General features: G+C 59.3%; 6 protein-coding genes. 2 read left to right on the top strand and 4 right to left on the bottom strand.

Annotated features, from left to right (window positions below):
* Positions 1-36: 36 nt before the first annotated feature.
* The 3 genes from DW56_RS17830 to DW56_RS17820 all read right to left on the bottom strand — a co-directional run bounded on the left by DW56_RS17830 (position 37) and on the right by DW56_RS17820 (position 4,506).
* Positions 37-1,311 (bottom strand): globin domain-containing protein, encoded by a 1,275-nt coding sequence (locus DW56_RS17830; RefSeq protein ID WP_234409229.1) that lies wholly within the window; start codon positions 1,309-1,311, stop codon positions 37-39.
* Positions 1,312-1,455: 144 nt separating this feature from the next.
* Positions 1,456-2,418 (bottom strand): UV damage endonuclease UvsE, encoded by a 963-nt coding sequence (locus DW56_RS17825; protein ID WP_024554396.1) that lies wholly within the window; start codon positions 2,416-2,418, stop codon positions 1,456-1,458.
* Positions 2,419-2,526: 108 nt separating this feature from the next.
* On the bottom strand, positions 2,527-4,506 hold the full coding sequence (locus tag DW56_RS17820; RefSeq protein WP_024554395.1) for a ligand-gated channel protein: 1,980 nt from the start codon (positions 4,504-4,506) through the stop codon (positions 2,527-2,529).
* A gap of 488 nt (positions 4,507-4,994) precedes the next feature.
* On the opposite strand from DW56_RS17820, the gene DW56_RS17815 reads away from it, so the two are divergent.
* Both DW56_RS17815 and DW56_RS17810 read left to right on the top strand, forming a co-directional pair.
* Positions 4,995-5,615, top strand: coding sequence for a response regulator transcription factor (locus DW56_RS17815; RefSeq protein WP_024554394.1), 621 nt, complete (start codon positions 4,995-4,997; stop codon positions 5,613-5,615).
* 55 nt (positions 5,616-5,670) lie between these two features.
* Positions 5,671-6,072, top strand: a complete 402-nt coding sequence (locus DW56_RS17810) for a hypothetical protein (RefSeq protein ID WP_024554393.1) — start codon at positions 5,671-5,673, stop codon at positions 6,070-6,072.
* Positions 6,073-6,106: 34 nt separating this feature from the next.
* Here DW56_RS17810 and DW56_RS17805 read toward each other — a convergent pair whose 3' ends face one another.
* Positions 6,107-11,692, bottom strand: coding sequence for a trifunctional serine/threonine-protein kinase/ATP-binding protein/sensor histidine kinase (locus DW56_RS17805; protein ID WP_029590112.1), 5,586 nt, complete (start codon positions 11,690-11,692; stop codon positions 6,107-6,109).
* Position 11,693 lies beyond the last annotated feature (1 nt).

Below are 11,693 nucleotides of genomic sequence, written 5' to 3'. Positions count from 1 at the left end.
GGCCGGGTTTGCCCGGCCCTGGAAAAATAGCGAGGGTTAAAAGGCGACGCCGCCGGTGCCAAAGGCCTCGCTGTGAATACGCTCCCCGGCGATGCCGCGCTCGCGCAGCGCGCGGTGTTGCGCCTGCATAAACGGCAGTGGCCCGCAGAGATAATAATCCGCCTCTTTCGGCAGAAAATCCGGCGGCACGGCGTTGAGATCGAGCCGCCCGTGCAGGTGATAATCTTTGCCCTGTACGTCGCTCTCTTTCACCGCTTCCCAGGCGATGAAAACGTGCAGGTTGCGGTTTTCTCTCTCAAGCGTGGCAATCTCTTCGCGCAGCGCCTGCGCTTCTGCGCTGCGGGCGGCATGCAAAAAGTAGATCTGCTTTTTATTTCTTTCCGCTGACTCGCCATCGCCGCCCTGCCCCGGATGGCTATTCGGGTCGGCGGTTTGCGCCAGCAGGTGGTTTAGCATTGAGATCATCGGCGTCAGCCCCACGCCTGCGCTTATCAGCACGTTGTCTTTATCGGGGTTGAGCAGGAAGAAGTTGCCCGTCGGCGCGCTCAGCTCCACCGTGTCGCCTTCATTAACCGATTTATGCAGCGTGGAGGAGACGTAGCCCGGGTCCTGCCCCGGCGCGCGAGGTTCCTCGCGTTTAACCGAAATGCGCAGATAGTTATCGCCAGGGCTGCTGGATAAACTGTACTGGCGCGGCTGCTTCAGCCCGAGCGCCGGCACATAAATGCGCAGCGTGACATATTGCCCGGGTTTGTAGTCCGGCAGCGCGTTGCCATCTTTGGGCACCAGGTAAAACGAGGTGATTTCCGCGCTCTCCTGCACTTTTTTGTCGACCACGAAATCGCGCCAGCCGAGCCAGCTTCCTTCCGCGTTCTGGTGCTGGTCGTAGATTTTCTTTTCGGTGGCGATAAAAATATCCGCCAGATCCTGGTAAGCCGCGCCCCATGCGCTAATCAGCGCGTGATCCATAGGGATAGTGAGCACTTCGCTGATGGAATGCAGCAGGTTTTCGCCAACGATATTGTAGTCCGGCGCTTTAATATTCAGGCTGACGTGCTTGTGGCAGATAAGTTCAATGACTGGCGCCAGCACGCCCGGGTCGTCAATATTTTCCGCATAAGCCAGCACGGCGCCCGCCAGCGCTTTCGCCTGCGCGCCGCTGCGCTGGTGGCCCATGTTAAACACTTCTTTTAGTTCAGGATTATTTCGCAGCATGCGTTTATAAAAATAGTCCGTTAACGCCACGCCGTTTTCTTTGAGCACCGGTACGGTATCTTTAACCAATTGTTTTTGCGTTTCCGTCAACATCATCGCCTCCTGGTGGAATTTGTCGTCTTCATGACGTTGTTATGAGAAAGATGGCCTTAACCGCTGTAGGGCTTTACTCAGTATAAGAAGAAACGCGAGGCTCTGCCGGGCAGGACGGGAGGCCGCCGCCTCCTTGCGGCGGCGTTTTTAGTGTTCCTGGCTTTTCGCGTAAGCGTAGAGCCTGTCGCGGGCGAGGTTTTTCATTTTCACTTCGCACATGATGTCGAAATCTTTAAACGACAGCGCCCAGTCGTTGAGCGTGGGGTTGAAGTAGTAATCGGAATGGGCGCGCAGCCTGGTTTTGGGTACGCCGAGCGCGCTTTGTTCCGGAAAGCCCTGCTGCGGGATAAGCCCCTCCTGCGAAATGGAGTAATGCATCACGGGCCGCACGCCGCGCCAGGAGTCTTTCACGCGCGCGATGCGCGGATCGTCAGGCTTGATAAACGCGTTCTCTTTCACCCAGTGATGATGAATATCCACCACCACCGGGCAGAGCGCCTGCGCCTGGAGAACATCATCCAGCGAACAGGAGATTTCGTCATTTTCAACGGTCAGCATTCGCCGCGCTTCCGGGCTGAGTTTGCCAAATGACGACGCAAACCCCGCAAACCCGGCTTTGCCGTTCATATGGATATTGATTTTGAAATCCTGGAACGTCTGGCCGTAGCCCATCAGCCGGGCGCAGAGGGCGTGGTATTCCACATCTTCAATCGCCCTTGCGACCACGTCCGGGTTATCAGAGGCTAAGACCGAATACTGGCCGGGGTGAAAAGAGAGCCGAATGCCGTTCGCCCGGGCAAACTCGCCGCAGTCGGTAAAAAGCGCGAAAAGATCCGGCAGAAACTCGTTATAGAGCCGCGTCGCTTCCGGCACCGTATATAAAGGCAATAAATCGCTGCCGATACGCATCATGCGTAAGTCGGCAGGCTCCAGCGCAAGCTCCTGAAAAATGAGCCGCAGATTGGTGAGATTGGCTCTGGCAAGCGTATAAAGCAGCGTGGCCCCGGTTTCGTTATCCAGGCTCAGGAATCGTGTGCGGGTGGTGGCTTTAAAGGGAAAAAGTTGTTTCTGTTCAGCGTTCAGGAATTTACAAGCGAAGCCTAATTTCATGATTCCTCCGGATTAGCACTCACTCAGTTTAGCAGTTGCTCACCGACGGCTTCGGCAGAGGTAAAAAAGCCCGGAACGGATCCGGGCTTAAAACGCGGCGCCAGAGGCTCAGAAATTATAGGTTAAGCCCAGGGTGTAACGGCGGCCGTCAAGGATGGTGTCGTAGGTGGCGTAATCAATTTGCTTATCGAAAAGGTTATAAACGCCTGCGGTCACCAGCAGATCTTTCGCGGCGTTGTAACGCAGCCCCACATCAACCTGCGTATAAGACGGCGTGCCCTGCGCCATCGACGTGCGGCTTAAGTATTCCGAGCTTTTGCCGCGAAAATTGAGCCGGCTCCAGAGGCCCACATCCGGCGTGGCCTGCCAGTCGAGGGTCGTATTGAACATATGCTTCGGCATTTTGTTCAGCGGCTTGCCGGAGAACTGCCCGCTTTTCTGTTCCGACTCGGTGTAGGTGTAGTTCGCCGTCAGGTTGAGATCCTGAACCAGCTCCCAGCCGAAGGTGGACTCCACGCCGCGCATCGTGGCTTTATCCACGTTGACGCGGTCGCTGATGAAGTCGTAGCGATGGTTGCCAATCTGGCAAGCCGGGTCGCTGCTGCTGTTGCAACGGCGCACCTCGGTGATTTTGTCTTTAAAATCGGTGTTGAAGAGCGTGACGCCCGCGTTCAGGTTGTCGCCGTTATCCCACAGCAGCGCAATCTCTTCGCTCAGGCTCTTTTCCGGCTTGAGGTCCGGGTTGCCGACGATAATGCCATCAAGACGGCCGCCGCCGGTCACCTGTCCCCAGCTTGCGGAAGACTGGCGCAGTTCTGGGGCTTTATAGCCTGCGGAAACGCCGCCTTTCAGCGTCCACTGGTCGTTGAGATGCCAGACGCCATAGCCGCGCGGCGTCCAGTTAGTGCCGTAGTTCTCGTCTTTGTCCATGCGCAGGCCCGCCGTCAGCGTAAAGCTGTCGGTCATCATCCATTCGTCTTCTGAGAAGAGCGCCCAGCTCCAGCGGGTGAGTTTGTTCAGCCCCTGCGCCGCTTCCAGCTGGTTGCCGTTGTCGCGCAGCTTTTCATAGCGATACTGGCCGCCGAGCGTCAGCGTGTGGTCGCCAAGGAAAACCTGGTTTTGCGTGTTGAAGGTGGTGTTGTACGCCTTCATCTCACGCTCCGGGTTGTTCGATTTTTCCTGCTCAATGTAGCTGGTGGAGTTGAAGTCTTCGTAATAACCGTGGTGGGTCAGCGCCCAGGTGGTGTGCTCGTAACGGGTTTCGCTTTTTTCATTCGGCGTGCAGGTCGCGCCGCGGCACGTTTGCGCCGCTGTCGACATGCCCGGCGTGCTGTTGCGGTCCTGCAATTCGCGGGCGACATCCAGGTCAAAATCGTTTTTCTCATCCGGCGTGAAGTTCAGCGTGACGGCGCCGTTGCGCATTCTCTGCTCGTTGTAGCCGTTCTCGATTTTATCTTCCTGGCGACGAGAGAAAAGCCCGGTGACTTTCGCCCCCAGCAGCCCTTCGATAAGCGGCCCGGAAGCGTAAGCGTTCGTCTGGTAAAGATCGCCGGAATCGCGGTTTTCCTGGAAGGTGGCGTCGCCATGTATTGAGCCGGTCCAGGCTTTGGTGTTCGACACCTTTTTCGTGATGACGTTAATGACGCCGCCCATGGCGTCGGAGCCGTAAAGCGAGGACATCGGGCCGCGGATAACTTCAATGCGCTCGATAGATTCCAGCGGCGGCAGCCAGCCCTGCTCAATGCCGGAATTGTCGCTGTTCGGGCGGGTGCTGCGGGTGCTGATGCGTTTGCCGTCCACCAGGAACAGCGTGTACTGGGAGGACATGCCGCGAATGCTGATATCGCTGCTGCTGCCCCCGCCGGTGACCACCACGCCCGGCACATCCCGCAGCGCGTCGGTCACGTCGCGATAGGCTTTATCTTCAATTTGTTGTTTTGAAATAACGGAGATAGAGGCGGGCGCGTTCTGGATTTTTTGCGCAAAACCTGTCGCGGTAACGACCATCTCGTCCTGTTCAGCACCAAAGAGGTAAGGCGAAGCCGTAGCGGCGCACAGCGCCGCCGTGATGAGTAAACTGCGGGACATAACGTGTTATCCATTCCATTTAATGAAAGAAACCCACCAAAAATAACCATTTTTATTCAATGGCTTTGTGCGGGGCGAAAGCCGTCTGGTGGGGAAATTGGCGACAGTGTGCAGAAAAAATGAATTTGTGTAAACAAAAATGATATTGATTATCATTTGTGTTAATGCGGTTATTGGCGCGTTCCGGCGGCTGCGCGCGTCGATAAATTCCGGCGGTTTTTTATCCCGGAAAGCGGCGGGCCGCCAGGGCTGCGGGCAAGCCCATCAGGCGCTTTTCAATCTGCCTTAAAACTTTTTAGCGCAATGGATTAATTGTCTTAACGCTTTCATCCTATTTTAAAGACGATAATGAGAATTATTGTGTTAATATCCGGTTATGTATTGGTAAAAAAAGAATGTATGTTGCTGTTAGTAAAGGAACTAAAGGCAGGGAGAATTTTTGCGGCCGACGCGCCTGACTGCATACATTCTGATGCCAGGAACGACTTATGGATCCAATTGTTTACGTGGTAGACGATGATAATTCGGTACGCCAGTCGCTGGTCCGTCTGCTGACGGCGGAAGAATACCGGGTTGCTGACTTTCCCTCTGCCGAAGCCTTTCTGGCGCACGGTTTCAGCCCGGATCCCGCCTGCCTGATCCTGGATATGAATATGCCGGAAGCGGACGGGTTTTCCGTCACCGAGGCGCTGGCGAAGCTCGGCTACCTGATTCCGACCATTTTTCTGACCGGCTATGGCACCATTCCGCTCACCGTGAAAGCGATGAAAGCGGGCGCCTACGAGTTTATGACCAAGCCCGCCGTGCCGAACCTGCTGCTAAAAGCGGTGGCCGACGCCCTGAAACTGGCAGAAACCAAAATGGGCGAATCGCGGGAAATGCAGACGCTGAAGGCGCACTACGCCTCTTTGACCCCGCGCGAACAGGAAGTCTTTTCGCTGGCCATCGGCGGCCTGTTGAACAAGCAGATCGCCACGGCGCTTGGCGTGAGTGAAATTACCGCCAAAGTGCATAAAAAACGGGTGATGGAGAAGATGCAGGTTCGCTCGCTGACGGATCTGGTCCGTGCGGCGGAGCGACTGAATATAGTCAAAACCCAAAGCCGCTAATTCGCCTGCCGCCGTTTCGCGACAGGCGCCAGGCATGACCATTCCAGGAGATCCCATGACCACCGTTCCCAGCACAGAGCCGCGCGCGCAGCTTAAAGCCCTCTCCTCCACCCTGAGAAAACTGCACAAAGCGCTGGTGGATTTTGAAACCGCGCGCTTTGGCGACCCGGGCAGCGCGTTTGAGCATCTGCAACTGCTCACCAGCCATCCGCAGTTTGCCTGGCTGCGCCAGATTTCTGAAATCCTGGTCGACATTGACGAACGGCTGGATAACAAAGAAGAACCGGTCGATGCCGCCGCGGTAGAGGCGGTGCGCAAAACGCTCGACAGCCAGCTGGCGCTGGGGCCGGAAAACAGCAGCGAGTTTCACCAGAAGTATCTGGACGCGTTGCAGGCATCGCCGCAGGTCGCCATGGCTCACGGCGATTTGCGCCACCAGCTCGCCGCCCGCTCCTGATAAAAAGGCCCGTATCGTCGGGCCTTTTACCCTGTTACGCTTCGCTGTCGGTGGGCAAAATAAAGCTGAAAATGCTGCCGTAAGGCTCGCGGGAGCGCGCCGTCAGTTTCCCTCTGTGCTTTTCAATAATGTCGTGGCTGATGCTAAGCCCCATGCCCATGCCGTGCGCTTTGGTGGTGTAGAACGAGTCAAAGAGCCGCGCTTTCACCTGCTCGCTCAGGCCGCAGCCGGTGTCGGCTATCTCAAGGCTTATCCTGCCCGGCTGCGGGTTCGCCGAACGCACCGTCAACACTCTCCCCCGGCTATGGATCTCCGCCATCGCGTCAATGGCGTTGACTATCAGGTTCAGCAGCACCTGCTGGATCTGCACGCTGTCGCCATAGATAAAGGCGTCCTCCGCCCTGAGCTCATATTCAGGCAGGATCCGGCGCCGCTCCAGCTCGCTGCGCGAGAGGGTCATGATGTGGTAGACGATGTGATGCAGGTTGACCCGCATACAGGTGGGCGTCTGGTTGCGCGTCAGCGCCTGTAGCCCGCGGATAATATTTCCGGCGCGCTCCCCTTCGCTGATTATCTCCTCAAGGCTTGCGCGGGCGTTATCCAGCCTTGCCGGCTCACGGTTAAGCCAGCGCAGGCTTGCGCCCGCATTGGCGACGATGGACATCAGCGGCTGGTTGATTTCATGGGCGATAGACGCCGTAAGCTGCCCGACCGTGGTGGCGCGAGAAACGCGGGCGAGGTCCGCCTGCGCCACGCGCACCGCGTCTTCCGACTGGCGGCGCGCCGTGATGTCGGTGATAACGCCGAAATATTCCGCCACGCTCGCTTCATCACCCACCGGGTTGCCGACGCCAAGAATATAGCGGCAGTCGCCGTCGGGGCGAAAAATGCGAAATTCCGCGCGCATCGGCACGCCGTTGCTGACGCTGTCCGTCACCAGCTTGCTGATGCGCGGGTAATCCTCCGGGTGGACGAGGGTTAAAAAATCCGCCATGGAGATAGTGCGCTGATGCTGCGGCAACCCCAGAATGCGGGCGTATTCGTCAGAGACGAACATCAAATCCTGCTCCAGCTCCCAACGCCAGGTGCCGGTATTGCTGATGCGCTCGCCCAGCATCAGCGAGGTCTGGCTGGCGCGCAGCTCTTTTTCCACTCTGCGGCGCTGAATGTTTTCCTCCAGCAGTTCGGCGTACAGGCGCGCCGTCTCCAGCGACACCGCCGCCTGCGCCGCCAGCATGCCGACGATGCGCGAATGCTCGGCGGTAAACATCTCCGGCATCACCCGGTTTTCCAGATAAAGCACGCCGACCATGCACGCCTGCTTAAACATCGGCACGCACATCACCGCCGCGCCGGAGGTCACCAGATAAGGATCCTGGCCGAAGGGGCTGAAAATTTCCGGCTTGCTGGTGCGGATCTCCTTACCGGTGCGCAACACGGCGGCCAGTATAGAGAGCGGCAGATCGGTAGCGCCGGGGATCGCTTTCACAATCTGTACTTTTACGCCCTCTGATGAGGTTTCAGCGCAGGCCTGGATTTCCGCCATATTGTTATGAGAAATGCGGATAAGCAGGCCGCGCTGCGCCCCGGCGCGCTCCAGCAGCAGGGTCATGAGCGTGTGGATAAGCCGGTCGAGGTTGATCTCTTCGGTCATGGCGCGGATGGCCCGCAGCGCGCTTTCGAGGTCGTTTATCGCCTCGTTCTGGGCGAAGGCGATGGTGTCGTAAGGGGTGCTCTGACCGGCCGGGACCAGGTGCGGGTAACGCCGCTCAAGCTGGCGCAGTTTCGCCATCGCGCCCCAGCGTCGCCAGGCGCCGAACGCGCGGTGAAAATAGGCGTCTGAGGCGATGTGCCAGCCGCACGCTTTGGCAAAGCGCCCGGCCAGTTCGCAGGCCAGGCCGTTAATATGGTGAAATTCCGCCCCGCCCGAAAGCTGGATAGCCTTCTCATAGCGCCCGGCGGCCTCGTCGTTTTTCTGCGCCACTCGCGCCAGCTCAGCGCCAATCAACATTTCTTTGTCAGCGAATGTCGCCGGGTTATCGTGCGCCCAGCGGGCGATTTGCTCGTAATGCGCCGTTGCTTTCGCCAGGTCTGCCGCCTCCACGCGCCCCGGCGTAAAAGAGAGCGTCAGCGACAGCGCGCTGTAGAAGTGGTAATCCATCAGGTGGATATAACCCGGCACCGCGCTGCTGAAAGGCTCCGCCTGGGCCAGACAGCGGCGGGCGTCGCTAAGCTCGCCCGCCATAAAATGCGCCATGCCCCGGTAGAGCCAGAACCAGAACTGCGTCAGCGGCATCGGCTGGCGCCCTTTTGTCCCGACTCTTATCAACAGCGAGTCAGGGAAGAGATCGGTGCCGGTAAAACTGTCGGCTGAGCCGTTGCGCAGCTGCGTTACATAAAGCCGTTGCAGCTGCAACAGGATCTCCACATCAGGAAAACGCAGCTTGCGGATAAACGTCAGGCCGCGCTCGATGGTGGTCATCACGCTGTCGAGATGGTCGCCGCGGGTGAGGAAATTCATGGTCTGATGGCGGATGATAAAGCAGGCGACGGTCAAATCGCCCTGCTCCACCGCCGTGGCGAAGCAGGTTTTCGCGCACTCAACGGCAAAGCTGAGCGGCTGCTTCCAGGCGCTGGCTAAGTCCACCGCCAGCAGCGTTCTGCTTTTGAAGGCGCTGAAGGGAGGCTGCATCGCCAGGTCGCGCCCCAGCAGGGCATACCGGAAGCCTTTTTTGTACTCGTCGTAACGGCGGCCGATAAGCACGCCATACCAGGCGAGCGCCGAGGTCGACGCTCCGCATAATCCCTGGTCCAGCGTCATGTGCATGATTTTGCACAACAGCAAAAAATGGAGCCGCGGGGTGGCGAACGCCGCGAACATGCTGGCGCCGAGCAACAGGCTCATGATCGCTTCAGCCTCGCGGTCAGTGCAGTGCGGCACGGCGTTAAAAACCGCAACCGGGTCGTCGCCCACCCGGGCGTCGATTAGCCGCCACGCTGTCTCGCAGTCGCTGTCTTCAGGGTAGCGCGTCAGGTGAATGCCGAAGGCGGCAAGCCAGGCAAGCGCGGTTTCCAGCGCCAGATGCATATCGGACTGGCGCATATGGATTTCCGCCATCATGCAGGCGGCCACCGCTTTTTGCTGCGGGCTGCCGGGCGTGCTCATCAGCTGATTGCAAAGCGCCAGCGCGGCGGAAAGGTTGCCCTGTAAAAACTCGCACTCCGCCTCCTCAAAACCGAGCAGGAAGGCCTCTTCAGGCGCGGCGGCCGGCGCCTCGTTATACAGGCTTTTCGCGGTACGCAGATAACGCACGGCGGAAGCATAATCGCCCGTACTGCGGGCGCGGCGGGCGGCAAGCTGGCAGACCGCGCGGTAGCGGTCGCGCTCCGGCGACAAGCGAATGGCGTCAAGAGCGCTGGTGATGTGGTGTACCGCCAGGAACAGCGGCTCGTTGCTGGCGTTCTGCTCCAGCGCTTCGGTAAAAAGCCGCGCGGCGATGGCGTTGAGCCGGTCTATCTCCTCCGGCTCGAGCAAAGCCTGCGCCGCCTTATGCACCCGGTCATGGGTAAACGCATATTCATCGCCGGAAAAGCTAATCAGGCGGGCCGCCACCGCAGGCTGAAGCTGCTCCTGCAAACACTCGGGCGCCAGCGCCTGCATCTGGCTGAGCAGCGCGAGCCTGCCGGTTCCCCCTACGCAGGCGAGGCAACCCAGCAGGCGCCGGGCGCTTTGCGGCATCTCTTCAAGCTGCTGCAACACCAGGCTCGCCACATTTTCGGTGTAGTTACGCGCTTTTATGGCCTGCACATCGTAGCGCCATTTGCCATGCTGCTTGTTATAGCTAATCAGGCCGTCTTTCACGATGCGCTGGAAAAACTCATGGGTGAAGAGCGGGTTGCCGCCGGTTTTTTCATGGATAAGCGTCGCCAGCTCGCTAAGCCCCGAGACGCGGGCCTGAAACAGCTCTGCAAGCCAGCGCGACACCGCCCTGACGCTAAGCGGCGCGGGGCGAATATCAATAAGCTGGCGCGCGCCGGCGCGCAGTTTCCTGAGAGCCTGCTCCGTGTCGCCAGCCGGGAAAGCCTCCGGCTCGCCGTGCGAGATAACCACCAGCAGCGGCAGCGATTCGCTGTCGTTCACTAACGACGTCAGCAATTGCAGGCTCGCCTGGTCCATCCATTGCGCATCCTCAATCACCAGCATAAGCGGCGACTCGCGGCTGGAGAGCGCCGCCGCCAGCCGGGCGATCATCTGGTTGCAGCGCGCCCGGGCGTCCGCCGCATGTACGTCGGCGGGCATAAATGTTTTGCTTTCAAGCAGCAAGCCCAGCTCCGGCACCAGGTTGACCGCAAGCCCGGCGTAGCTGCCAAGCGCGTGCGCAAGCCGTCGCTTCCACAGCGCCGCCTCCTGTGCGCCAAGCCCTAAAAGGTGCAGCGCCAGCGAACGAAACGCCCCGGCGATGACCGAATAAGGCAATACCGAAGAGTACTGGTCCGCTTTGCTGACGGCCAGCAACGCGGGCCGGCCGGTGATTTTTCGAAGCGCCGAGGCGATAAGCGAAGATTTGCCGATGCCGAGCGGCCCGCTGACCACCGCGAGCGTCAGCGTTCCGCTGGCGGCCACCCTGTCGAAAGCCTCCAGCAGCGCGTGATCCTGCGGATGCGCCAGAAACAGATTGTCGGGCCGCAAACGCGCGGGCACCACATCCTGCAAACCCGGGGTAAAAAGCGCGATATTGCCGCTTGCCGAAAGCTGCGCCTGGCAGCGGCGCAGATCGGCGATAAGTCCCTCCACCGTCTGGTAACGCCGCTCCGGCGACTTCTCCAGCAGGCGCAGGATAATAGTGGAAAGCATCAATGGCGCGGCGGGGCGCGCCTCATGCGGCGGACGGGGCGCGGAGGCGAGATGGTGATGCGCCCACTCCGCCTGCCCGCCTTCGCTGAGATCAAAAGGCAGCGCGCCGGTGAGCAGTTCGTAAAGCACAATGCCGAGGCTGTATAAATCGCTGCGGCTGTCCACGGCGTCCCGCGTGCGGGCAGTGTGTTCCGGCGACATATAAGCCAGCGTGCCGCCCGGTACGGTAAGCCGCGTTTGCGTGGCGATATCCGCCGCGCCGCTGGCAAGGCCGAACCCGGCCAGCCGGTAACTGCCGCCCGGGTCGAGAAAAAAATTGCCGGGCTTGATGTCGCTGTGGATAAGCCCCAGCGCGTGCATCTGGCGCAGCGGCGCGCACAGGCGAATGGCGAGGGAGAGAAACTCCGCCGTGCCGCTCATTTTTAAATGGCTACACTGCGCAAGCGTGCGAAAAGGAAACGGCGCGTAAACCAGCGCGTAGCGGCCATGATGGCTGGTTGAGCTGATGGGCTTGATCGCCCACGCGCCGGAAAGCTGGTTACGCAGCGCGAATTCGTTTTTAAGCAGCTGGGTGGTTTGAAACGCCGCCTCTTCGCTGGCGACGGCGGCGCTTGCAAGGATAAAGCTGTCGACAGCGTGCAGCGGCTGGCACAGCGTCCAGGCGATACCGCCTTCCTGCGCCAGAGGGGTGAAGAGAATATCGTCAGTCAGGGTGAAAACCTCACCCTCCATCTCTCTGGCGACGGCAGACAGTTTTTCACTCATT

The sequence above is a fragment of the Franconibacter helveticus LMG 23732 genome (genome assembly GCF_000463115.2).
Classification (GTDB): Bacteria; Pseudomonadota; Gammaproteobacteria; order Enterobacterales; family Enterobacteriaceae; genus Franconibacter; species Franconibacter helveticus.
The sequence above is the reverse complement of the archived record's forward strand: the minus strand, read 5'-3'. Positions and strand labels throughout refer to the sequence as shown.